Origin of the sequence: Allobosea sp., from assembly GCF_051860145.1 — a bacterium.
Taxonomy (GTDB): Bacteria; Pseudomonadota; Alphaproteobacteria; order Rhizobiales; family Beijerinckiaceae; genus Allobosea.
Map to the genome: position 1 here is coordinate 117574 of NZ_JBHYEM010000007.1, position 21267 is coordinate 138840.

Genomic DNA, 21267 nt, shown 5'->3' on the forward strand with positions numbered 1-21267 from the left:
AGATTGCGGAACCATCTGGACCATCCTTCGAGACGCGGCCTTGCGGCCGCTCCTCAGGATGAGGGCTGAGAATGGGCCAGCCATGACCTCTCGCGCCCTCGTCCTGTTCTCAGGCGGCCAGGATTCCACCGTCGCCCTCGCCTGGGCGCTCGCGCGCTTCGACAGCGTCGAGACCGTCGGCTTCGATTACGGCCAGCGCCACCGCGTCGAGCTCGCCTGTCGCGACACGATCCGCGACCGCCTACCGGCTGTCGCTCCGGAGCTTTCCAAGCGCCTCGGCCCCGACCACATGCTCGATCTCGCCGCGCTCGGCGCGATCTCCGACACCGCGCTGACCCGCGACAGCGAGATCGCATTCACCGATGCCGGCCTGCCGACGACCTTCGTGCCCGGCCGCAACCTGATCTTCCTGACCTTCGCCGCCGCGCTGGCCTATCGCCGCCATGCCAGGCACATCGTGCTCGGCGTCTGCGAGACCGACTATTCCGGCTATCCCGACTGCCGCGACGACACGATCAAGGCGATGCAGGTCGCGCTCGGGCTCGGGCTCGACCGGCGGCTCGTGCTGCACACGCCGCTGATGTGGCGCGACAAGGCGCAGACCTTCGCGCTCGCCCGCGCGCTCGGTGGCCAGCCGCTGCTCGATCTGGTGGTCGAGGACAGCCATAGCTGCTATCTCGGCGACCGAACCAAACGCCATGACTGGGGCTATGGTTGCGGAACCTGCCCGGCCTGCGAGCTGCGCGCCAGGGGCTACGCGGCCTATCTCTACTCACCGGACGACAGCGGACCATCCCATGACTCGTGACCAGCAGCGCCGGACCGAAGGGCTGATCGCCCTCGTCCTCTTCGCGCTCACCATCCCCGCCGCCAACTGGCTGATCGGCAATGCCGGCACCGTCTGCGTGCCGAACGGCCCCTGCCTCGTGCCGGTCTGGCCGGGCATCAAGGCGCCGAGCGGCGTCCTGATGATCGGCCTCGCCCTGGTGCTGCGCGACATCGTCCAGCGCCGGCTCGGCCCGCTGGTCGGGCTCGGCGCGATCCTCGTCGGCGCCGCGATCTCCGGCTTCCTTGCGCCGCCGGCGATCGTCGTCGCCTCGGTTGCGGCCTTCCTGCTCTCCGAGCTCGCGGATTTCGCGGTCTATACACCGCTGCAGCGCCGCCGCTTCGTCACCGCGGTGATCGCCTCCAGCCTGGTCGGCCTCGTCATCGACAGCATCGTCTTCCTCTGGCTCGCCTTCGGCAGCCTCGACTTCCTCGCCGGCCAGGTCATCGGCAAGGCCTGGATGGTGCTGCTGGCGCTGCCGCTGATGCATCTGCTGCGCCGACGCGACGAGCGGCTGGGCCTGCTCCCGGCGTAAGCTCGAGAGTTGCGTCTCGGGTTGAGCTTTGGCGCGTTTTCGCCTATGAGCCTCCTCGCGCCCGACTGACACCCTTGGAGGCAAGGGCGCGAGACCAAGACGGCCGCCATCGGGCGGCCGTGTCTTTTCGAGAAACGAGGACTTTCATCATGACCGCCGTGAAGCAAATCGAGGCTTCGGCGCGCACCCAGGTCGGCAAGGGGGCCGCCCGGGCAGTACGTCGTCAAGGCCAGACTCCTGCCGTGATCTATGGTGCGGGCGAAGCCCCCCAGGCGATCGCGCTCAACGCCAATCAGACCCGCCTGATGATCTATGGCGGCCATTTCCTGACCACGCTCTTCGAGATCAGTGTCGACGGCAAGAAGGAGCGCGTCATTCCGCGCGACTACCAGCTCGACCCGGTCAAGGATTTCCCGATTCACGTCGACTTCCTGCGCGTCGCCGCCGGCCAGACCATCAAGGTCATGGTGCCGGTGCACGTCGTCGGCCAGGACGCCTGCCCCGGCCTGAAGAATGGCGGCACGCTCCAGATCATCGAGCACGCCGTCGAGATCGACGTCGCTCCCGAGAACATCCCGGAAGCGCTCGACATCTCGGTCGCCGGCCTCGATATCGGCGCCTCGGTGCATGCCGATGCGATCAAGCTGCCGGAAGGCGCCACGCTGACGATCGGCACCGACGCCACGCTCGTCACCATCGTGCCGCCGATGGCCGCGGAGGTCGACGAGACCGCCGAAGCCACTGAAGAGGCCGAGCCGGCCGCCGAGGCCAAGCCGAAGGAGTGAGCCGGCCCTACCTGGCCGCCTTGCCAAACGCCAGCGACGGCCGGGTTTCCCCGGCCGTCTTGCTTTGAGGCGCACGCCTGCCGGAGTGACATCCCATGCTGCTCTTTGCCGGTCTTGGAAATCCCGGCCAGCGCTACGCCCGCAACCGCCACAATATCGGCTTCATGGCGCTGGACACGATCGCCCGCGCGCACCGCGCTTCGCCCTGGCGCTCGCGCTTCCAGGGCGACGTCGCCGAGGCGACGATCGCCGGCGAGCGGGTCATCCTGCTGAAGCCGCAGACCTATATGAACGAATCCGGCCGCGCCGTCGGCGAGGCAGCGCGCTTCTTCAAGATCGCGCCGGCCGATATCGTCGCCTTCCATGACGAGCTCGACCTCGCTCCGGCCAAGCTCAGGGTCAAGCTCGGCGGTGGCAATGCCGGCCATAACGGCCTGCGCTCGCTGACCGCCGCGCTCGGCAACGACTATCGTCGCGTGCGGATGGGCATCGGCCATCCGGGCGACAAGGCGCTGGTCCACCCCTATGTGCTCAATGATTTCGGCAAGGCCGAGCAGCCCTGGGTCGAGGACCTCTGCACGGCCTGCGCCGACTTCGCCGCCCTGCTCGCCGCCGGCGACGATGCCGGCTTCCAGAACAAGGTCCATCTCTTCATGGACGCCCGCGGCCATGGCGCCGTGAAGCGGTTGGGCGAGAAGGCGGGTGATTGACACGAAAACACGGAAACACGATATCATGGCCAGTCTGCACGGACGAGGCCACGATGAAACACGTGACGATAACCCTTCCCGAAGCCACGCTCTCGCGCCTGCGGGTCGAGGCCGCCAAGGAAGGCAAGAGCATGTCGAAGTTCACTGCCGAGCTGATCGAGCAGCGCGTCGGCCGGACAATGACGCAGCGCGAGGCGCTGGACGTATTTCTGGCGGGGCCGGATTTGCCTGGCCTGGCGGCCTCCTGGCAAGGACGCGGGGAGCTTTATGACGAACGCCTGTTTCGTCGACACGAACGTGATGCTGTATCTGAAGGATCCGCAGGATCCTCAGAAGCAGATGATCGCGCAGAACTGGATCGCCGCACTCGCGGCGCGTGACCTGCTGGTCATCAGCCCGCAGGTCATGAACGAGTTCGCCTACAATATCCTGCGCAAGTTTCCACACGTGACCAGGGACGAGTTGGCGAACTTCCTCTTTGCGATGCAACCCTGGTGCAAGGCGCCGCTCACCGCGACAACCTGCCTCGACGGCCTGTCTCTCCACGCGCGTTACCGCTTCTCCTTCTTCGATTCGACCCTGATCGCGGCCGCGCTCGCCTATGGCTGCGATGTCTTTCTTTCGGAGGACCTTGCACGCGGCCAGCGGATTGGCGATCTGACCATTCTCAACCCATTCACGACGGCGATCGAAACCGTCCTCACCACCTGATTCTGCGAAAGACCATCATGGGTTTCAAATGCGGTATCGTCGGCCTGCCGAATGTCGGCAAGTCGACCCTCTTCAACGCGCTGACGCAGACGGCGGCCGCGCAGGCGGCGAATTACCCGTTCTGCACGATCGAGCCGAATGTCGGCGACGTCGCGGTGCCTGACGACCGGCTCGAGAAGCTCGCGGTGATCGCGGGCTCTAAGGAGATCATCCCCACGCGGCTGACCTTCGTCGATATTGCAGGCCTCGTGCGCGGCGCCTCGAAGGGCGAAGGCCTCGGCAACCAGTTCCTCGCCAATATCCGCGAATGCGACGCCATCGCCCATGTCGTGCGCTGCTTCGAGGACGGCGACATCACCCATGTCGAGGGCAAGGTTTCGCCGGTCGACGATATCGAGATCATCGAGACCGAGCTGATGCTCGCCGATCTCGAAAGCCTCGAGAAGCGCGTCCAGCCGCTGGAGAAGAAGGCGAAGTCCGGCGACAAGGAGGCCAAGGAGGCGGCCGAGCTGATGAACCGCTGCCTCGTCCTGCTGCGCGAGGGCAAGCCGGCGCGCCTGGTGCAGGTGGCGGCCGAGGAGCGCAAGGCCTTCGAGATGCTCGGCCTGCTCTCCTCCAAGCCCGTGCTCTATGTCTGCAATGTCGAGGAGGCGAGCGCCGACAAGGGCAACGCCTTCTCCGAGGAGGTGAAGACGCGCGCCGCCGAGGAAGGCGCCATCGCCGTCGTGGTCTCGGCCAAGATCGAGAGCGAGATCGCCGTGCTGCCGGCCGAGGAGCAGACGGACTATCTCGACGCGGTCGGGCTCGCCGAGCCGGGCCTCAACCGGGTCATCCGCGCCGGCTACGCGCTGCTCAAGCTCGTCACCTATTTCACCGTCGGCCCCAAGGAGGCCCGCGCCTGGACGATCGAGAAGGGCACCAAGGGTCCCGCGGCGGCCGGCGTGATCCACAGCGATTTCGAGAAGGGCTATATCCGGGCCGAGACCATCGCCTATCCCGACTACATCGCCCACAAGGGCGAGAGCGGCGCGCGCGATGCCGGCAAGTTCCGGCTCGAAGGCAAGGACTATGTCGTCGCCGATGGCGACGTGCTGCATTTCCGCTTCGCCAACTGAGCCGGACATCGAGCCCGCCATGCATTATTTCGAGGATTTCGTGGTCGGCGAAGTCGTGCAGGCGGGCAAGGTCTCCGTCTCGCAGGACGACATCATCGCCTATGCCTCGCGCTACGACGCGCAGGACTTCCACACCGATCCGGAGGCTGCGAAACACAGCTTCCTCGGCACGCTGATCGCATCCGGCTGGCATAGCTGCTCGCTGCTGATGCGGCTGCTGGCCGAGAGCTTCATCCTCGATTCCGCTGGGATGGGCGCGCCCGGCATCGAGGAGGTGAAGTGGCTGCGGCCGGTGAAGCCGGACGACACGCTGCAGGCTCGCCGCACCGTGATCGAAATCCGGGAATCGCGCTCGCGGCCGGAAATGGGCCTGGTCAGGTTCCGCTTCGAGCTGCTCAACCAGCGCGACGAGCCGGTGCTGGAGCAGGTGAACTGGATCATGTTCGGCCGCAGGGGCTCGGACATGGCCCAGCCCAAGGGCGACTGGCTGGCGCATCCGCCGCGCTATGTGCCGCCCGCGACGCTCAGCCCGCTCGAAGCGCCGGCCGGAGAGACGGGACCGACGCGGTTCTTCGAGGAAATCGAGATCGGCGAAAGCCACGAGCTCGGCAGCTTCGTCTTCACCGCCGAGGAGATCGTCGCCTTCGCCCGCGCCTTCGACCCGCAGCCCTTCCATCTGGATGAAGCGGCGGCTCGCAACAGCTCCTTCGGCCGTCTCGCGGCTTCCGGCTGGCACACGGGCTCGGTCTGGATGGCGGCGATGGTCTCGCACCGCAAGCGCCAGGTCGCGGCCGCTGCGCCCGGCAAGGCGGCACGGCTCGGCCCCTCCCCCGGCTTCAAGAACCTGCGCTGGTCGAAGCCGGTCTATGTCGGCGACAGGATCACCTTCAGCTCGACCGTGATCGACACCCGCGCCAGCGCCTCGCGCCCGCAATGGGGCTTGTTCTCCCACCGCAATGCCGGCGTGAATCAGCATGGCGAGGAGGTCTTCAGCTTCGAGGGCAGCGTCTTCGTCGAGCGGCGGAACTGATCAGCCGGCGACGCGCAGCGGAGCCGGCGGCTGGCTCGAGGTTTCGATGCGGTCGCGGCCATTGCGCTTGGCGGCATAGAGCGCATCATCGGCGCGGGCATGGAGGCTCGTGCCGTCCAGCGGCCCTTCCCCGACGCAGAGCCCGATCGACACGGTCACTCCCGCCAGATCCGCATGGTGCATCTGCCACGGCACCAGCGTCAGCGCGCGGCGGATCGCGGTCGCCATGTCGTGGGCGGCCTCGATCCGCATGCCGCCGAGCAGGATTCCGAACTCCTCGCCCCCGATCCGCGCCACGAGCGCCGAAGTCGGCGCGACCTCGTTCGCGACGACCTCGGCGATGGCCTTGAGGCAGGCATCGCCCACGAGATGGCCGAAGCGGTCGTTGATCGTCTTGAAATGATCGACATCGATCATCATCAGCGCGACCGGCTGAGACAGGGCGGCGGCCTCGGCCAGCCGGGCGACGAAGCGGCGGCGGTTGGCGAGGCCGGTCAGCCCGTCCGTTTCGGCGAGCTCGGCCAGAGCCGCATTGGCGCGACGCAGCGCCTCCTGGGCTTCCAGAAGCTCCATCTGCTGGCGCTTGGCGACGGTGATGTCGGCATGAGTGAAGAAGCTGAGGCCCCCAGTGCTGTGCCGCGCGATCAGCCTGAGCCAGCGCTGGCCCGGCAGCTCGATCTCGAAGGGAACGCCGTCATAGCGCAAGCCGTTGCTGATCGCCGCGCGCCAGGCCCCGACGGGCGAGGCGTCGCGCCAGCACCAGGCGATGATCTCGTCCAGCGTGCGGCCGACGACGGGAGTGCCGCGTGGCAGGTCGTATAGCCGCCGGAAGGCATCGTTCGCCGCGATCACGCGGTCCTGCGCATCCAGGATCGAGGCGCCGTCCGGAATGAAGGGCAGCGCGTCGATGATCGGCAGCACGAGCTCGGGCGCGCGCTCCGCATGGCTCTCGACATCGAGCCGCTGCCACAGGCGCACGCGACCGCCATCGGGCGCGCGCAGCGAGGAGGCGCGCAGCTTGCGGCCATTATGGATGAACTCGAAGGGTTGCGTCTGGTTCTCGTGGCGGGCGACGCCCTCCGCGACATGTCGCGCGATGTCGGGCAGCTCTTCGGGCGACAGGCGGCCTTGATAGAAGCGCAGCAGATTGTCCCCGTAAGGCTCGCCGACGTAGATCAGGCCGTCGTCCTCGGGGAAGAACTGCAGGAAGGTGCCGTTCCAACCCAGGGCCCGCATATCGGCATCGTATTCGCAGGCCCCAATACCGAGGGCGTCGAGCGAATCGTGCAGATAGCGCGAGAGCTTCATCCTCCGTGATTAGACGAGAGGCATTAACAAGCAGTAAGATGCGCCCTTAAGATCATCCGACCTTGCCGTAACCTGCGAACTTCGCGCCGACCCGCGCCATCTCGGCCTCGTCGAGGATGACGGGCTCCAGCCCCGAGGCCAGCAGGTCGAGATATTGCCCCGCGAGATTCTCGACCTCGGCGACGATGGTGTGCGCGCCGGCAAGCGACTGGCCAAGCGCGATGACGCCGTGATTGGCGAGCAGCACCGCCTTGCGCCGTTCGAGCGCCTTGACCGCGTTGGCCGCGAGCTCGGGCGTGCCGAAGGTCGCGTAGTCGGCGCAGCGAACGTCAGCGCCGCCGCAGAGCGCGATCATGTAGTGGAAGGCCGGAATACCCTTGCGTGCCGCCGACAAGGCCGTGGCGCGCGGCGAATGCGTGTGCACGATCGCCTGCGCGTCGGGCCGTGCCTTATAGATCTCGACATGGAAGGGCCATTCCGAGGAGGGCTTGCGCGCGCCGTTCAGGATGGTGCCGTCCTCCGCCAGATGGATCAGGTCCTCGGGCCTGGTCTGAGCGTAAGGCAGGCCCGACGGCGTGATCAGCAGCCCGCCCTCGAAACGCGCCGAGACATTGCCGGACTTGGACGGGCAGAACCCGGCCTTGTCGATCGCCTGGGCGACGGCGACGATCTCCTCGCGCAGCTTCAACTCGCTCATGCCGCCGCTCCGCGCGCCAGATCCGGAAAGAGGCGCGCCAGGCCCTCAGCGCTGGCAGGCGCGACGCCGCGCTCGGTGATCAGGCCGGTGACCAGCCGCGCCGGCGTCACGTCGAAAGCCGGATTGGCGGCGGCGCTCCCGGGCGCGACGACGCGGAAATTGCCGACCTCGCCATCCTCACCCAGGCCGGCGAGATGCGTGACCTCGCGCGCCGAACGCTCCTCGATCGGGATCTGCGCCAGCCCGTCGCTGAGCCGCCAGTCGATCGTCGGCGAGGGCAGCGCGACATAGAAGGGCACGCCATTGTCATGCGCCGCCAGCGCCTTGAGATAGGTGCCGATCTTGTTGGCGACGTCGCCCGTCGCCGTGGTCCGGTCGGTGCCGACGATCACCATGTCGACCTCGCCGCGCTGCATCAGGTGGCCGCCGGCATTGTCGGAGATCACCGTATGCGGCACGCCATGCGCGCCGAGCTCATAGGCAGTCAGCGCCGCGCCCTGGTTGCGCGGCCGCGTCTCGTCGACCCAGACATGGACCGGCAGTCCGGCGTCATGCGCCAGATAGATCGGCGCCAGCGCCGTGCCCCAGTCCACCGTCGCGAGCCAGCCGGCATTGCAATGGGTCAGGATATTGATGCGCTCGCCGAGCTGCTTTCCGCCCGCGATCGTCCGGATCACGCCAAGCCCATGCTCGCCGATCGACCGGCAGAGCGCGACATCCTCGTCGCAGATCACGGCAGCCTCCTCATAGGCCGCGGCCGTGCGGGCATCGGGTGCGAGAGCCGCCAGCCGCGCCTGCATCCGCGCCAGCGCCCAGTGCAGGTTGACCGCGGTCGGGCGCGTCGCACCCAGCGCGGCGAGCGCCGCCTCGAGCGCCGCGTCAGTGGCCTCGGCCCGCATCGCCAGCGCCACGCCATAGGCGGCGGTCGCCCCGATCAGCGGAGCGCCGCGCACGATCATGCTGCGGATCGCCTCGGCCGCCTGCTCGGCGCTGCCGAGCGTCACCGTCTCGAAGCGGAAGGGCAGCTTGGTCTGGTCGATGACGGCGACGCGCCAGCCATCCTGCGCCAGCCAGATCGTGCGATAGGCCTGACCGTTGATCTTCATTGGCCCTCAATGTCCGCTGAAGGAGACCAGCGTCCTGACCGGGACGCCGAGCCGGCGGATCTTGTCGGCTCCGCCGAGATCGGGCAGGTCGACGATGAAACAGGCTGCGACGACCTCGGCGCCGAGCGAGGAGAGCAGGTTCACCGCCCCCTCAGCCGTGCCGCCGGTGGCGATCAGGTCGTCGACCAGGAGCACGCGCTCGCCGCGCGCCACCGCGTCCTTGTGGATCTCGATCTCGTCGGTGCCGTATTCGAGCGAATAGGTGACGCTGACCGTCTCATGCGGCAGCTTGCCCTTCTTGCGCACCGGCACGAAGCCGGCCGAAAGCTGATGGGCCACCGCCCCGCCAAGGATGAAGCCGCGCGCCTCGATGCCGGCGATCTTGGCGATCTTCAGCCCGGCGAAGGGCTGGACCAGCTCGTCCACCGCGCGCCGGAAGGCCCGCGCATCGCCGAGCAAGGTGGTGATGTCACGGAAGATGATGCCCGGCTTCGGGTGATCCGGTATGGCGCGGATCGAGGCCTTCAGGTCGAGGAGGGTATGACGGTCCATGCGGGGAGACTCGCTGCGGCGACGCGCTCTCTTAGCGCATGCCGCCCCCGAATGGGAACCGCCGCGACGATCCGTGCGGCGCGTCGGCTACCATTGCCGGTAGCGGCGATGCTCGCGGCCACGACGATCGTCGCGATAGATCCGGCGCTCGAACACGTGGCGACGCCCCCTGCCGTCGTCGGTCATGATCGTGTCGACGCGGGTATGGACGCCGTTCGACGAGTTGGAGCTCGAATTCGACGAGGTGTTCCCCGCCAGCGCGGGCCCCATGGCGAGGGTTGCGAACAGGATCGATACGGTCGCGATCTTCATGGAACGGTCTCCTGCAGATCGGTCGGGATGGCGCAGATGGCGCCTCCCCTCCTGAACGGCGGCTGACCGCAGCTGTTCCCGTCTGATCAGGCGGCCGGCTTCAGCACTCTGCCTGCCACGGCATCGAGCCGCGCCATCACGGCGGGGTCCCGGAATTCCGGTGCGGTGATGATGGCGTTGTCGAGGGCGTTGTGGGAGCCCGCCGGGCAAGGCTCGCGCTCGGCCGGGAAATCCGCCGCCAGCCGCGCCACGAGCCGGCGCGCCTTCTCGGCATTGTCATGCAGCACGGCGATCACCGAGGCGACGTCGACCGAGGACTGCTCCGGATGCCAGCAGTCGAAATCGGTGACCATGCCGACGGTCGCATAGGTGATCTCGGCCTCGCGGGCGAGCTTGGCCTCCGGCATCGCCGTCATGCCGATCAGATCGTAGCCGAGGCCCTTATAGGTCAGCGATTCGGCGTAGGTCGAGAATTGCGGGCCTTCCATCGTCACCAGCGTGCCACCACGCACGAAAGGCAGGTCCTCGGCGGTCGCCGCATCGGCAATGCGCCCCTGCAGGGCCGGACCCACCGGCCGCGCCAGCGAGACATGGGCGACGCAGCCCTTGCCGAAGAAGGAGCTGGCGCGCTTCGAGGTGCGGTCGACGAACTGGTCGACCAGCACGAACAGCCCCGGATAGAGCTCCGACTTGTAGGAGCCGCAGGCCGAGAGCGAGACGAGGTCGGTCACGCCGGCCCGCTTCAGGACGTCGATATTGGCGCGATAGTTGATGTCCGAGGGCGCCAGCACATGGCCGCGGCCATGGCGCGGCAGGAAGACGATCTTCGTCGAACCGATCCGCCCGATGCGCAGCTTGTCGGACGGCTCGCCCCAGGGACTGGTGACGCGCTCCTCGCGCAGGTCGGTCAGGCCGGGCAGGTCGTAGATTCCCGACCCGCCGATGATTCCGAGCACGGCTTCGCTCATGATCGATTCCTTTCAGTTCGACCGGACAGGAACAGGCCACTGTGACGGTCATGCAAAGGCTGCGACATCGCGGGCGACGGGCAGCCCTAGAGCACGCGCCGATCAGATTGCGCAGCAATCGGATCGGATCACGCGTTCTCTATCTCAAGTTTAGAGACGGATTCACCGATCAGGTTGACCCAACCTGATCGGATCCGGCTCTAACGAAAAAGGCCCCGTCACCGGGGCCTCTTCCCACTTTTCGCAGTGATCAGTGCGCCGCGGAGCCGTCCGGCAGGCGCGACCAGATCTTCTTCTTGGTGTAGTAGAGCAGGCTGCCGAACACGATCAGGAACAGCATCACCTGCAGGCCGAGGCGCTTGCGGGCCTCGAGATGCGGCTCGGCCATCCAGACCATGAAGGCGGCGACGTCCTTGGCATACTGATCGACAGTCTCCGGCACCGGCGCCTTGCCGTCCGGCCCCTTCGGATACTCGATCTGGCCGTCGTTCAGCGGCTTGGGCATCGCGATCAGGTGGCCGGGCATGTACTCGTTGTAGTTCTGGCCGGGCAGCAGTGCCGGGAAGCCTTCCGGCGGGTCCTTGTAGCCGACCATCAGGGCGTGGATGTAGTCCGGCCCCTGCTCCTGGTACTGGGTGAAGATATCGAAGATGAACTTCGGGAAGCCGCGCTCATAGGTGCGCGCCTTGGCCAGGACCCAGAGATCCGGCGGATAGGCGCCGCCATTGGCCGCGCGCGCCGCCTGCTCGTTCGGGAACGGCGCCGGGAACTTGTCGGCAGCCCGGCCCGGCCGGTCGAACATCTCGCCCGTGTCGTTCGGGCCGTCCTTGACCTGGTAGGTGGCGGCGAGCGCCGCGATCTGGCCGGTCGAGAATTCCGGACCGCCCGGCTGCGCCAGCGTGCGGATCGGGATGCTCATCGCGTGGCAGCTCGCGCAGACCTCCTTGGCGACCTTGAAGCCGCGCTGGAGCTGGGCCCGGTCGAACTTGCCGAACGGGCCGGAGAAGGACCAGCTCTGCGGCGGCGGGATGACGCGCTCGCCGGCGGCGTCTGCCGTCAGCGTGGAGGCGGTGAAGGCGAGGCCGGTGACGAGCCCCGCCAGGGCCAGGCGAAACGGGGTGGTGCTCATGTCTCGTCAGCCCTTGGCGTTCGGTTCGGCGGCGGCGGCGGGCGCGAGCCTCGCGCCCGAGCCGCCCTTGAGAGTGCCCAGCACGGAATCGGCGATCGAACTCGGCAGCGTCGCCGGCTTCTCGAAGATACCGATCAGCACCAGGGCGAGGAAATAGCCGAAATACAGCGCCGTGAAGATGCGCGAGGCGATGACGTATCCGCCTTCGGCCGGCATCGCGCCGAGATAGCCGAGGCCGATGCAGACCACGACGAAGGCCCAGAAGAACTGGCGCGCGATCGGGCGGTAGCTCATCGACTTGATCTTCGAGGTGTCGAGCCAGGGCAGGAAGGCCAGCACCGCGATCGCCGCGAACATGGCGAGCACGCCGCCGAGCTTGTCGGGAATGGCGCGCAGGATCGCGTAGAACGGCAGGAAGTACCATTCCGGCACGATATGCGAGGGCGTCACCGCCGGGTTGGCCGGGATGTAGTTGTCGGCATGGCCCATGAAGTTCGGCTGGTAGAACACGAAATAGGCGAAGACGAAGATGAAGCAGACCATCCCGAAGATGTCTTTGATGGTCGCATAGGGCGTGAACGGCACCGTGTCCTTCTGGACGTTCTTCACCTCGACGCCGGTCGGGTTGTTCTGCCCGACCTCGTGCAGCGCCCAGATGTGCAGGATCACCACGCCGAAGATCATGAAGGGCAGCAGGAAGTGCAGCGAGAAGAAGCGGTTCAGCGTCGGGTTGTCGACCGAATAGCCGCCCCACAGGAAGGTCACGATCGTCTCGCCGATCACCGGCAGGGCCGAGAACAGGTTGGTGATGACGGTGGCGCCCCAGAAGGACATCTGGCCCCAGGGCAGCACGTAGCCCATGAAGGCGGTGGCCATCATCAGCAGGAAGATGACGACGCCGAGGATCCAGAGCACCTCGCGCGGCGCCTTGTAGGAGCCGTAATAGAGCCCGCGGAAGATATGGACATAGACGGCGACGAAGAACATCGAGGCGCCGTTGGAATGCAGGTAGCGCAGCAGCCAGCCATAGTTCACGTCGCGCATGATGTGCTCGACGGAGTTGAAGGCCATCGTCGCCTCGGGCGTGTAGTGCATCGCCAGGACGATGCCGGTCACGATCTGCGCGACCAGCATGAACACCAGGATGCCGCCGAAGGTCCACAGGTAGTTCAGGTTGCGCGGAACCGGGTAGGACACCGCCGAATCATGCACCAGACGCACGATCGGCAGGCGCGCATCGAGCCAGCGCTCGAAGCCGGTCTTCGGGACGTAGGAGCTATGACCACTCATGACGAATGCCTCGAGGCTTTCTCAATATCGCTGACAATCACGGGAAAGCGCATCGCTCAGCCGATCTTGATCTTGGTATCTGCGCTGAATGCATAGGGCGGGATCGGCAGGTTGAGCGGCGCCGGCCCCTTGCGGATGCGTCCCGACGAATCGTAATGCGAGCCGTGGCAGGGGCAGAACCAGCCATCGAAATCGCCCTTCGGGTCGCCGGGCGCATTGCCGAGCGGCACGCAGCCGAGATGGGTGCAATTGCCATAGACGATGAGGAACTGCTCGTGGCCTTCCTTGACGCGGGCCTGGTCGGGCTGCGGATCGGGCAAGGACGCGACATTGACCGCACGCGCCTCGTCGATCTCCTTCTTGGTGCGGTGCCGGACGAAGATCAGCTTGCCGCGCCAGAACAGCTTGATCGCCTGGCCTTCGGCGATGGGAGCGAGATCGACATCGATCGGCGCGCCGGCGGCGACGGTGCGCGCGTCCGGGGCAAGCTGGCTGATCAGCGGAATGACGACGGCGCCGATGCCGACGGCGCCTGCAGCGCCCGTCGCCAGCATCAGAAAGTCACGGCGGGTGGTTCCTGTCGTCTCGGTCGCGTGAGCCACGATCGATTCCTCTGCTCTTCGCCAGCCTGGAACGGCTGTAGATTATCGTCGGACGCCCCTCTTAGGTGCGCCCCTTCGCAGCCGCAATGCGGCGGCGCGTCGCCGCCGCGCTCTTTGGCATGCAGTTTTGACGAAGTCTACTGTTCCGCGTCCTGCGCATGTGTATCGCGGCGAGGTGCCGCGGACCTGCTCAGGCCGGGACTTTCTCCGGATCGGCCACGGCCAGGAAGCCACCGGACTGGCGCGACCACAGCCTGGCATAGAGCCCGCCGCGCTCCACCAATTCCGCATGGCTGCCCTGATCGACGATCCGGCCGTTATCGAGCACGATCAGCCGGTCGAGCGCCGCGATGGTCGAGAGCCGATGCGCGATCGCGATCACGGTCTTGCCCTCCATCAGGGCGGTGAGCTGCTCCTGGATCGTCGCCTCGACCTCGGAATCGAGCGCCGAGGTCGCCTCGTCGAGAATCAAGATCGGCGCATCCTTGAGCAGCACGCGGGCGATCGCGATACGCTGGCGCTGGCCGCCCGAGAGCTTGACGCCGCGCTCGCCGACCCGCGATTCGAAGCCCTGGCGCCCGTCCTGGTCGCTCAGCCCCGTGACGAATTCATGCGCCGAGGCACGCCGCGCCGCCTCGACGATCTCCTCCTCGCTCGCGCCCATCCGGCCATAGGCGATATTGTCGCCGATCGAGCGATGCAGCAGCGAATTGTCCTGGGTGACCATGCCGATCTGGGCCCGCAGCGAATCCTGCGTCACGCGAGCGATGTCCTGTCCGTCGATCAGGATCCGGCCGGCCTCGAGCGGATAGAGCCGCAGCAGCAGGTTGACCAGCGTCGACTTGCCGGCGCCCGAGGGCCCGACGAGGCCGATCTTCTCGCCCGGCCGGATGTCGAGGTCGAGCCCCTCGAACAAGCCGGTCTTGCGCCCGTAGTTGAAGCGGACATCCTCGAAACGGATCGCGCCGTCGCCGATCGTGAGCGGCACCGCTCCCGGCACATCGGTCAGGTCATGCGGCTTGGCGATCGTCTCCATGCTCTCCTGCACGGAGCCGATATTCTCGAAGACGCCGCGCACGAGATGGATCAGCCAGCTCGACATCTGCACGAGGCGCAGCACGAGCCCGATCGCCGCCGCGACCGCGCCCGGCGTCATCTCGCCCTGGCTCCACAGATGCAGCGAGAGCCAGGCCGTCGCCACGACGAGCATGCTGTTCATCGTCTGCAGGATGACGCTGACGCCGGTGATCAACCGCGACAGGTGCAGGAAGGAGGCGTTCCAGCGCGACAGCGAATCGCGCACCGCCGAGCGTTCGGCATCGGCGCGGGCGAAGAGCTTCACCGTCAGGATATTGGTGTAGGAATCGACGATGCGGCCGGTGGTCGAGGAGCGGCCGAGCGAATTGGCCTCCGAGCGCGTCTTGGCGCGCGGCACGAAATAGATCAGCAGCACCACATAGGCCGCGAGCCAGACCAGCACGGGCATGGCGAGCCACAGGCTCGTCGAGCCGAAGAAGCCGATCGCGACCGAGGCGAAGATCAGCGCGTACCAGAGATCGTCGATGACCTCGATCGTCGCGCCGCGGATCGACTGTCCGGCCTGGATCACGCGCGCCGACAGCCGCCCGGCGAAATCGTTCTGGAAATAGGAGAGCGCGTGGCCGAGCGTGTAGACATGGTTGCGCCAGCGGATCTGGTTGGTGATCTGCGGCACCACGACCTGGTCGACGATGGCGTGATTGGCGAAATAGATCAGCGGCCGGACCACGACGAGCAGGAAGGCCGCGCCGAGCAGCAAAGTGCCGTGGTCGCGCCAGATCGTCTCGGGCGATTGCGTCGTCAGGAGGTCGACGAACCAGCCGACCATCAGGTACATCGCCGCCTCGATGCCGCTGAAGCCCAGCCCGGTGAGCATGATCAGGGCCATCCAGCCCTTCACGCCCTTGATGTGGTGCCACATGAACGGCCACACGCCCTTGGGCGGCGTCTGGCTCTCGTCAAAGGGCGCGAAGACGTCGATGCGGCTTTCGAGGAAACGGAACAGGGCGGCGAACATGGCGTACCGCCCTCCTTGGACCGGCATGGCGACGAAATCTTGGCGAGATATGGGGCGTCCGGCCGGCTGCGGCCAGAGCCTTGACGCATATGCGCCCGTCACCGCATGACAGCAGCGCATGCTGCGCCTCGCCCTCTACCAGCCCGATATCCCGCAGAACGCCGGCACGATGATCCGCATGGCGGCCTGTCTCGGCGTCGCCGTCGACATCGTCGAGCCCGCCGCCTTCGACGTCTCCGACAGGCATTTCCGCAGGTCCGGGATGGATTATCTCGAGCGCGCCGCGATTGCGCGCCACGATTCGTTCAAGGCCTTCGACGCCTGGCGCCGCAGCGCCGGCCACCGCCTGGTGCTGGCCGAGACAGACGGGGCGACCCCGCACACGTCTTTCGCCTTCAGGCCGGGCGACATCGTTCTCGTCGGCCGCGAATCGGCCGGTGTCCTGCCGGAGGTCTATGCGGCGGCCGAGGCCAGCGTGCATGTGCCGATGCGCCACGGCCTGCGCTCGTTGAATGTCGCGCTCGCGGCCGACATCGTTATCGGCGAGGCCTTGCGACAGGTCGGGGGATATCCGAAGGAGCCGCGGGAACCCCTCTCCTGAAAGGAGAGGGGTTCCCGCGCTTGATGGAACAAAATTGTGCGGACGAGATGATGCAGAACCAACAGACTCCGGTATCGCCCCTCGCCCTCGCCGAAGCGATGAAGCCGCACGCCAGCGCCTGGTTCGCGAGCCTGCGCGACCGCATTTGCGCCGCGCTCGAGGCCCTGGAGGACGAGGCGACGGGGCCGTTTCCGCCGGAGAGCGCGACGCCCGGCCGCTTCCTCCGCACGCCCTGGCAACGCCGCAACCATGACGGCGCCGAGGGCGGCGGCGGCGTCATGGCGATGATGCAGGGCCGTGTCTTCGAGAAGGTCGGCGTCCATGTCTCGACCGTCCACGGCACCTTCCAGCCCGAATTCGCCGGGCAGATACCCGGCGCCGCCGAGGACCCGCGCTTCCATGCGACCGGCATCTCGCTGATCGCCCATCCCTGGAACCCGCATGCGCCGACCGTGCACATGAACACCCGCTTCGTCGTGACGACGAAGCCGTGGTTCGGCGGCGGGGCCGACCTGACGCCGGTGCTGGAGCGCCGCCGCAATCAGGAGGATGCTGACGCCCTCGCCTTCCACGCCGCCATGCGCGAGCCTTGCGAGCGCTTCGCGCCGGTCGCCGACCACGCCCGCTTCAAGCAATGGTGCGACGAGTATTTCTTCCTGAAGCACCGCAACGAGCCGCGCGGCATCGGCGGCATCTTCTACGACTATGTCTGGTCCGGCGAGCCGGAGACCGACCTCGCCTTCACGCGAGCCGTCGGCGAAGCCTTCCTCGAGATCTATCCGAAGATCATGCGCGCCAACATGGCGACGCCCTGGAGCGAGGCCGATCGCCACGAGCAGCAGGTCCGGCGCGGCCGTTATGTCGAGTTCAACCTGCTCTATGACCGCGGCACGATCTTCGGCCTGAAGACTGGCGGCAATGTCGCCTCGATCCTGTCCTCGCTGCCGCCGACGGTGCGCTGGCCATGACACTCAACGGGCCGAGATAGCGCGGTCCAAGAACGCCACCTGCTCTGCCTCCCCGGCCGGGCAGCCGGCCTCGATCCAGTCATAGCGGGCCTTGTCCAGCACCCGCCCGATCTCGGGCCCGGCTCCGATGCCCCGCTTCATCACGTCGCGCCCGCTCGGCAGGAAGGCGGGCGTGCGCCCGAGCTCCGCGATCGCCTGTTGCGTCTGCGCGCCATCGACTCCCGCCGCGAGAAGCACCAGGCCGGCCGCGACGGCGTCCGCGCCGACCTGATGCGCAAGATGGCGCAGCGCGGCGATCCCTGGACGCTCCGCTCGGCCCGAAAGCCCCTCGAGCGCAAGCGCGATCCGCTCGATCCTGTCGAATTCCTCATTCGAGAGCCTGAGCCGCTCGCGCAGCCGCAGCGCATCCTCGCGAACCGCGACGGCAAGCGCAGCCAGCCGGAAGGCGGGATAGACCGCCGCCCCATCCTCTCCCCCCGCGACCGAGGCGAAGCGCGAGAGATGGGGCACGCCGCCGATCACCGGCATCAGCAATCCGGCTCCCATCATGGCTGAAACCGCATCGACGGCGCGCGGCGCGACGAGCAGCTTCAGCATCTCCGCCCGCACCCGCTCTCGCGAAAGCCCCTCCAGTCCGGCGCGGCCGGCGATGCAGGCCGCGAGGCCGGCCGCATCGAGCGGCCCCGCGCCGTAGCGGGCATGGAACCGGAAGAAGCGCAGGATGCGCAGGTAGTCCTCGTGGATGCGCGCGGCCGGGTCGCCGATGAAGCGGATGCGCCGCGCCGCGAGATCGGCGAGCCCACCGCAATAGTCGTGGATCGCGCCGTCGCGCCCGAGGCCGAGCGCGTTGACGGTGAAGTCGCGACGCATCGCGTCCTCGGTGAAGTCCCGGCCGAACGCGACCTTTGCCCGGCGCCCGTCGGTCTCGACATCGCGGCGCAAGGTCGTGACCTCGAAGGCGACGCCCTGGGCGACGAGCGTCACCGTGCCGTGCTCGATCCCGGTCGGCACCGCCTTGAAGCCGGCGGCCTTGGCGCGCCTGGCGGTCTCGTCCGGCAGCGCGGTGGTCGCGAGATCGACATCGCCGACCGGCTGGCCGAGCAGCAGATCGCGCACCGCGCCGCCGACGACGCGCGTCTCCTCGCCCTCCCCGTCGAGCGCCGCAAGCACGGACGCGACCGCCGGGCGTCGCAGAAAGCCCTCGATACGCGTCCGCTGCGCCTCGTTCACTTGAAGCGGCCGGGCACCAGACGCCCGTTCTCCATATGCGGCGGCTCGTATACCCCCTGATTGCGGGGGGCGATCCAGCCGGTATAGGCGACCAGGCCGATCGAGAACGCGAGGCCGACGACCGACAGCCAGAACAGATGCCCGCTCCAGTGCTCGACGTCGAAGGGGTTGCGCCGCCTGACGATCAGATAGCTCGCGAAGATACAGAAGGGCAGGACGAAGAGCAGGACCTCTTCGATCACCGAGCGCAGCATGGGCCAGCCATCCAATCCGATCAGCCGGAGAACCGCTCATAGAGATTGCGGATCATGCCGGCGGTTGCGCCCCAGATATAGCGGTCGCCGAAGGGCATCGCATAGTAGGTCCGGTAGCGACCTTTCCACTCGCGCCCCTCGCGGTGGTGATTGGCCGGGTCCATCAGGAAGGCGAGCGGCGTCTCGAAGGCCTCATCCACCTCATGCGGGTTGATCGTCAGCTCGAAGGGCGGCTCGATCAGCCCGACCACCGGCACGACGCGATAGCCGGTCCCGGTCAGGTACGCATCGAGGAAGCCGACGATGCGGACGTTCTCGCGCGAGAGGCCGATCTCCTCCTCGGTCTCGCGCAGCGCCGTGACCGCCGGCGAGCCGTCCACCGCATCGACGCGCCCGCCGGGAAAGGCGACCTGCGCCGAATGGCTGCGCAGCGCCGCCGCCCGCTGGGTCAGGAGCACCGTCGGCCCCTCCTCGCGCAGGACGATCGGAATGAGCACGGCCGCAGGAATCGCGGCCTTTTCGTCGGGTGGCGCGATCGGCTCCGGCTGGAGGTCGTGGTCGCCGCGCGGCCGGCTGATCAGGTCGCCATAGTCGGGCGGTTCGTGGCGTAGCCTCGTGCGCGCCAGCGCGGCGATCTCCGCCGCCGTCAGATTCAGGGCCTGCATCAAAGTCCTTCGATCTCGCTGGCCGGCGCCGCCGGATAGAAGGCGCCGCCTGCCGCGACCCCGAACATCGACACGCCGTCGACAGCCCGAACCTCGCCGAGCGCCAGCAGGTCATAGGTCAGGGCCCGCGTCACCCTGGCCCAGAGATCGCGGCGGATATGGATATAGGGCTTGAGCCCGTCCTTCGCCTCGCGCTCGAAGCGCAGCGCATGCTCCGGGCCAACGCTCACGACATCGTCAACTTGCGTGCGGAACGCGATCGAGCGGCCCTCGCCCTCGCCTTCCACCACCATCTCGACCGCCTGGAACGGCGCGTCCTCGACAATGATCCCGACCTTCTCGACCGGGGTCACGAGGAAATAGGCGTCGCCCTCCCGCTTCAGCACCGAGGAGAACAGTTTCACCAGCGCCGGCCGGCCGATCGGCGTTCCGAGGTAGAACCAGGTGCCGTCGGCCGCGATCCGCATGTCGAGATCGCCGCAGAAAGGCGGGTTCCAGCGCTCGACCGGCGGCAGGCCGCGCGCCTTACCGTCCTGCAGCGCGCCGAGCAGCCGTTCCATCGCGTGGCTCATCGAAAGACCCGTCTCCATCGCGTGCGGCATATTGGTTGCATCGCCAATTCTGCCTTGAACTCCACATAATCGTGAAGCCGAGTTCTGTGCACCAAGACCTGCTGCCCCTTGAGCCGCCCGGATCGCCCGTCCACACTCTCTCGTTCGGAGACCTTGTCGGGCCGGCGGCGGCGCAGGGTGCGATGACGAGGGTGAAGGAGATCGACATGGTGGCGCAAGTCCGGGCTGCGGATGCGAGGGGCGAGGCCAACCCGCCCGTCAATCTCGATACCGGCATCGTCGAGGCGGCCGAGGCCGCGCTCGGCGCCATCGGTGCGGCCCGCCGCGAGATCGGACAGGTCATTTTCGGCCAGCAGAAGGTGGTCGACCTCTCGCTGATCACGCTGCTCGCCGGCGGCCACGGCCTGCTCGTCGGCGTGCCCGGCCTCGCCAAGACCAAGCTGGTCGAGGCGATGGGCACCGTGCTCGGCCTGAGCGCCCGGCGCGTCCAGTTCACGCCCGACCTGATGCCGTCGGACATTCTCGGTTCCGAGGTGCTCGACGAGAGCGTCGAGGGCAAGCGCCATTTCCGCTTCATCAAGGGCCCCGTCTTCGCGCAGCTGCTGATGGCGGACGAGATCAACCGCGCTAGCCCGCGCACCCAGTCGGCCCTGCTCCAGGCGATGCAGGAGCATCATGTCACCGTTGCGGGCGAGCGCTACGACCTGCCCGCCCCCTTCCATGTGCTGGCGACCCAGAACCCGATCGAGCAGGAGGGCACCTATCCCCTGCCCGAGGCCCAGCTCGACCGTTTCCTGCTCGAGATCGATGTCGGCTATCCCGACCGCGAGGCCGAGCGCCGCATCCTGCTGGAGACGACCGGCGCCTCCGAGCACAAGCCGGTCCAGGCGATGACCGCCGAGACGCTGATGTCGACCCAGCGCCTCGTGCGTCGCCTGCCGGTCGGCGAGAACGTCGTCGACGCGATCCTCGATCTGGTGCGCTCGGCCCGGCCGGGCGAAGGCGACCCGGCCGTCACCGACAAGCTCTCCTGGGGTCCCGGCCCGCGCGCCAGCCAGTCGCTGACGCTCGCGGCCCGTGCCCGGGCGCTGGTCGAGGGCCGGCTCGCCCCCTCGGTGGACGATGTCGCGGCGCTGGCGCTGCCGGTCCTCAAGCATCGTATCGCCCTGACCTTCGCCGCCCGCGCCGATGGCGAGACCGTCGAGAGCGTCATCGCCAGGCTCGTGGAACGGTTGGGATAGGGAC

Annotated in this window: 25 protein-coding genes; 11 read left to right on the forward strand and 14 right to left on the reverse strand. The window is 67.5% G+C overall.

Annotated elements, in window-relative coordinates:
* Positions 1-82: 82 nt before the first annotated feature.
* From queC to ACTIF2_RS14225, 8 genes are all read left to right on the forward strand, one after another.
* Positions 83-808, forward strand: a complete 726-nt coding sequence (gene queC / locus ACTIF2_RS14190; protein WP_439497734.1) for a 7-cyano-7-deazaguanine synthase QueC — start codon at positions 83-85, stop codon at positions 806-808.
* Entirely contained in the window at positions 798-1361 is a 564-nt protein-coding gene (locus tag ACTIF2_RS14195; protein WP_439497735.1) for a VUT family protein, read from the forward strand. Before queC ends, ACTIF2_RS14195 begins: the two co-directional genes overlap by 11 nt.
* Positions 1362-1510: 149 nt before the next feature.
* Entirely contained in the window at positions 1511-2146 is a 636-nt protein-coding gene (locus ACTIF2_RS14200) for a 50S ribosomal protein L25/general stress protein Ctc (protein ID WP_439497736.1), read from the forward strand.
* 95 nt (positions 2147-2241) lie between these two features.
* Positions 2242-2856: an aminoacyl-tRNA hydrolase gene (pth, locus tag ACTIF2_RS14205; RefSeq protein ID WP_439497737.1), complete on the forward strand. Its 615-nt coding sequence runs from the start codon at positions 2242-2244 to the stop codon at positions 2854-2856.
* Positions 2857-2909: 53 nt separating this feature from the next.
* Positions 2910-3236, forward strand: coding sequence for a ribbon-helix-helix domain-containing protein (locus tag ACTIF2_RS14210; protein ID WP_439497738.1), 327 nt, complete (start codon positions 2910-2912; stop codon positions 3234-3236).
* The gene (locus ACTIF2_RS14215; protein WP_439497739.1) at positions 3196-3567 is read left to right on the forward strand and encodes a PIN domain-containing protein; all 372 of its coding nucleotides are present in this window, start codon (positions 3196-3198) and stop codon (positions 3565-3567) included. The genes ACTIF2_RS14210 and ACTIF2_RS14215 overlap by 41 nt, the downstream gene beginning before the upstream one ends.
* Positions 3568-3584: 17 nt before the next feature.
* Entirely contained in the window at positions 3585-4682 is a 1098-nt protein-coding gene (gene ychF / locus ACTIF2_RS14220; RefSeq protein WP_439497740.1) for a redox-regulated ATPase YchF, read from the forward strand.
* A gap of 19 nt (positions 4683-4701) precedes the next feature.
* Positions 4702-5712, forward strand: a complete 1011-nt coding sequence (locus tag ACTIF2_RS14225) for a MaoC family dehydratase (RefSeq protein ID WP_439497741.1) — start codon at positions 4702-4704, stop codon at positions 5710-5712.
* Here ACTIF2_RS14225 and ACTIF2_RS14230 read toward each other — a convergent pair whose 3' ends face one another.
* From ACTIF2_RS14230 to ACTIF2_RS14275, 10 genes are all read right to left on the reverse strand, one after another.
* Entirely contained in the window at positions 5713-7020 is a 1308-nt protein-coding gene (locus tag ACTIF2_RS14230) for a GGDEF domain-containing protein (RefSeq protein WP_439497742.1), read from the reverse strand. It abuts the gene before it with no gap.
* 52 nt (positions 7021-7072) lie between these two features.
* Entirely contained in the window at positions 7073-7717 is a 645-nt protein-coding gene (locus ACTIF2_RS14235; protein WP_439497743.1) for a class II aldolase/adducin family protein, read from the reverse strand.
* The gene (gene mtnA, locus ACTIF2_RS14240) at positions 7714-8823 is read right to left on the reverse strand and encodes an S-methyl-5-thioribose-1-phosphate isomerase (RefSeq protein WP_439497744.1); all 1110 of its coding nucleotides are present in this window, start codon (positions 8821-8823) and stop codon (positions 7714-7716) included. Before mtnA ends, ACTIF2_RS14235 begins: the two co-directional genes overlap by 4 nt.
* Positions 8824-8829: 6 nt before the next feature.
* On the reverse strand, positions 8830-9375 hold the full coding sequence (locus ACTIF2_RS14245; protein ID WP_439497745.1) for an adenine phosphoribosyltransferase: 546 nt from the start codon (positions 9373-9375) through the stop codon (positions 8830-8832).
* Positions 9376-9462: 87 nt separating this feature from the next.
* Positions 9463-9687: a hypothetical protein gene (locus ACTIF2_RS14250; protein WP_439497746.1), complete on the reverse strand. Its 225-nt coding sequence runs from the start codon at positions 9685-9687 to the stop codon at positions 9463-9465.
* 86 nt (positions 9688-9773) lie between these two features.
* Positions 9774-10655 (reverse strand): S-methyl-5'-thioadenosine phosphorylase, encoded by an 882-nt coding sequence (locus tag ACTIF2_RS14255; RefSeq protein ID WP_439497747.1) that lies wholly within the window; start codon positions 10653-10655, stop codon positions 9774-9776.
* A gap of 250 nt (positions 10656-10905) precedes the next feature.
* Positions 10906-11784, reverse strand: coding sequence for a cytochrome c1 (locus ACTIF2_RS14260; RefSeq protein ID WP_439497748.1), 879 nt, complete (start codon positions 11782-11784; stop codon positions 10906-10908).
* A 6-nt stretch (positions 11785-11790) separates the two neighbouring features.
* Complete coding sequence (locus ACTIF2_RS14265; protein WP_439497749.1) at positions 11791-13074, reverse strand: cytochrome b; 1284 nt, start codon at positions 13072-13074, stop codon at positions 11791-11793.
* A 56-nt stretch (positions 13075-13130) separates the two neighbouring features.
* A complete protein-coding gene (petA, locus tag ACTIF2_RS14270) occupies positions 13131-13676 on the reverse strand; it encodes a ubiquinol-cytochrome c reductase iron-sulfur subunit (RefSeq protein ID WP_439497750.1) in 546 nt (181 codons plus the stop codon).
* Positions 13677-13866: 190 nt separating this feature from the next.
* Positions 13867-15732, reverse strand: a complete 1866-nt coding sequence (locus ACTIF2_RS14275) for an ABC transporter ATP-binding protein (RefSeq protein ID WP_439497751.1) — start codon at positions 15730-15732, stop codon at positions 13867-13869.
* Between the two features lie 118 nt (positions 15733-15850).
* Between ACTIF2_RS14275 and ACTIF2_RS14280 the strand changes: the two genes are divergently transcribed.
* Positions 15851-16333 carry a tRNA (cytidine(34)-2'-O)-methyltransferase gene (locus ACTIF2_RS14280; protein ID WP_439497752.1) on the forward strand — a complete coding sequence of 161 codons (483 nt, stop codon included), beginning with the start codon at positions 15851-15853 and terminating at the stop codon, positions 16331-16333.
* A gap of 50 nt (positions 16334-16383) precedes the next feature.
* Positions 16384-17301, forward strand: a complete 918-nt coding sequence (hemF, locus tag ACTIF2_RS14285; RefSeq protein WP_439497753.1) for an oxygen-dependent coproporphyrinogen oxidase — start codon at positions 16384-16386, stop codon at positions 17299-17301.
* A gap of 3 nt (positions 17302-17304) precedes the next feature.
* Here the strand turns inward: hemF and ACTIF2_RS14290 are convergent, their stop codons facing one another.
* The 4 genes from ACTIF2_RS14290 to ACTIF2_RS14305 are packed head-to-tail and all read right to left on the reverse strand — an operon-like array spanning position 17305 to position 20022.
* On the reverse strand, positions 17305-18531 hold the full coding sequence (locus ACTIF2_RS14290) for a CCA tRNA nucleotidyltransferase (protein ID WP_439497754.1): 1227 nt from the start codon (positions 18529-18531) through the stop codon (positions 17305-17307).
* The gene (locus ACTIF2_RS14295) at positions 18528-18785 is read right to left on the reverse strand and encodes a DUF6111 family protein (protein WP_439497755.1); all 258 of its coding nucleotides are present in this window, start codon (positions 18783-18785) and stop codon (positions 18528-18530) included. Before ACTIF2_RS14295 ends, ACTIF2_RS14290 begins: the two co-directional genes overlap by 4 nt.
* 20 nt (positions 18786-18805) lie before the next feature.
* Positions 18806-19450: a CoA pyrophosphatase gene (locus ACTIF2_RS14300; protein ID WP_439497756.1), complete on the reverse strand. Its 645-nt coding sequence runs from the start codon at positions 19448-19450 to the stop codon at positions 18806-18808.
* Positions 19450-20022, reverse strand: a complete 573-nt coding sequence (locus ACTIF2_RS14305; protein ID WP_439497757.1) for a DUF1285 domain-containing protein — start codon at positions 20020-20022, stop codon at positions 19450-19452. Before ACTIF2_RS14305 ends, ACTIF2_RS14300 begins: the two co-directional genes overlap by 1 nt.
* Before the next feature lie 206 nt (positions 20023-20228).
* Between ACTIF2_RS14305 and ACTIF2_RS14310 the strand changes: the two genes are divergently transcribed.
* Positions 20229-21263: an AAA family ATPase gene (locus ACTIF2_RS14310; RefSeq protein WP_439497859.1), complete on the forward strand. Its 1035-nt coding sequence runs from the start codon at positions 20229-20231 to the stop codon at positions 21261-21263.
* Positions 21264-21267: the final 4 nt, after the last annotated feature.

Coding starts and splice junctions, on each gene's coding strand:
- pth (WP_439497737.1), top strand. CDS start 2,242: ATGCTGCTCTTTGCCGGTCTTGGAAATCCCGGCCAGCGCTACGCCCGC.
- ACTIF2_RS14265 (WP_439497749.1), bottom strand. CDS start 13,074: ATGAGTGGTCATAGCTCCTACGTCCCGAAGACCGGCTTCGAGCGCTGG.
- ychF (WP_439497740.1), top strand. CDS start 3,585: ATGGGTTTCAAATGCGGTATCGTCGGCCTGCCGAATGTCGGCAAGTCG.
- ACTIF2_RS14215 (WP_439497739.1), top strand. CDS start 3,196: ATGATCGCGCAGAACTGGATCGCCGCACTCGCGGCGCGTGACCTGCTG.
- ACTIF2_RS14200 (WP_439497736.1), top strand. CDS start 1,511: ATGACCGCCGTGAAGCAAATCGAGGCTTCGGCGCGCACCCAGGTCGGC.
- ACTIF2_RS14210 (WP_439497738.1), top strand. CDS start 2,910: ATGAAACACGTGACGATAACCCTTCCCGAAGCCACGCTCTCGCGCCTG.
- ACTIF2_RS14195 (WP_439497735.1), top strand. CDS start 798: ATGACTCGTGACCAGCAGCGCCGGACCGAAGGGCTGATCGCCCTCGTC.
- ACTIF2_RS14310 (WP_439497859.1), top strand. CDS start 20,229: ATGGTGGCGCAAGTCCGGGCTGCGGATGCGAGGGGCGAGGCCAACCCG.
- queC (WP_439497734.1), top strand. CDS start 83: ATGACCTCTCGCGCCCTCGTCCTGTTCTCAGGCGGCCAGGATTCCACC.
- hemF (WP_439497753.1), top strand. CDS start 16,384: ATGCAGAACCAACAGACTCCGGTATCGCCCCTCGCCCTCGCCGAAGCG.
- ACTIF2_RS14295 (WP_439497755.1), bottom strand. CDS start 18,785: ATGCTGCGCTCGGTGATCGAAGAGGTCCTGCTCTTCGTCCTGCCCTTC.
- ACTIF2_RS14230 (WP_439497742.1), bottom strand. CDS start 7,020: ATGAAGCTCTCGCGCTATCTGCACGATTCGCTCGACGCCCTCGGTATT.
- mtnA (WP_439497744.1), bottom strand. CDS start 8,823: ATGAAGATCAACGGTCAGGCCTATCGCACGATCTGGCTGGCGCAGGAT.
- ACTIF2_RS14225 (WP_439497741.1), top strand. CDS start 4,702: ATGCATTATTTCGAGGATTTCGTGGTCGGCGAAGTCGTGCAGGCGGGC.
- ACTIF2_RS14275 (WP_439497751.1), bottom strand. CDS start 15,732: ATGTTCGCCGCCCTGTTCCGTTTCCTCGAAAGCCGCATCGACGTCTTC.
- ACTIF2_RS14305 (WP_439497757.1), bottom strand. CDS start 20,022: ATGAGCCACGCGATGGAACGGCTGCTCGGCGCGCTGCAGGACGGTAAG.
- ACTIF2_RS14280 (WP_439497752.1), top strand. CDS start 15,851: ATGCTGCGCCTCGCCCTCTACCAGCCCGATATCCCGCAGAACGCCGGC.
- ACTIF2_RS14255 (WP_439497747.1), bottom strand. CDS start 10,655: ATGAGCGAAGCCGTGCTCGGAATCATCGGCGGGTCGGGAATCTACGAC.
- ACTIF2_RS14260 (WP_439497748.1), bottom strand. CDS start 11,784: ATGAGCACCACCCCGTTTCGCCTGGCCCTGGCGGGGCTCGTCACCGGC.
- ACTIF2_RS14245 (WP_439497745.1), bottom strand. CDS start 9,375: ATGGACCGTCATACCCTCCTCGACCTGAAGGCCTCGATCCGCGCCATA.
- ACTIF2_RS14250 (WP_439497746.1), bottom strand. CDS start 9,687: ATGAAGATCGCGACCGTATCGATCCTGTTCGCAACCCTCGCCATGGGG.
- ACTIF2_RS14235 (WP_439497743.1), bottom strand. CDS start 7,717: ATGAGCGAGTTGAAGCTGCGCGAGGAGATCGTCGCCGTCGCCCAGGCG.
- ACTIF2_RS14300 (WP_439497756.1), bottom strand. CDS start 19,450: ATGCAGGCCCTGAATCTGACGGCGGCGGAGATCGCCGCGCTGGCGCGC.